We start from the raw sequence: 223 nt of genomic DNA, 5'->3' as shown, positions 1-223 counted from the left end.
GCGGTGCCGCATCCGCCGCGTCTCCGGCGAGCCCCTGAACCTCAACGCCTTCCGCCGCCGCCTTGCGGTGGCGCGCGCGGGCGTCGACACAGCCACCGCCGAGGGCACGGACTGGGACCGCGCGGTGGCCTTCGCGGGCGCGCTCGAAGAGGACATCCAGGGCGTCTATCTGCTGCTGGCCCGCGCCGCCATGGAAGGGGCCGCCTGTCCGCCGGACGGCGAG

At 76.2% G+C, this 223-nt stretch carries 1 pseudogene; it reads left to right on the top strand.

Annotated elements, in window-relative coordinates:
* A pseudogene (locus tag E4K09_RS14230) lies at nt 1–223 on the top strand (ATP-binding protein); the annotation flags it as partial.

Origin of the sequence: Microvirga pakistanensis (genome assembly GCF_004458765.1) — a bacterium.
Lineage (GTDB): Bacteria > Pseudomonadota > Alphaproteobacteria > Rhizobiales > Beijerinckiaceae > Microvirga > Microvirga pakistanensis.
This window is presented reverse-complemented; position numbering and strand designations above follow the sequence as displayed.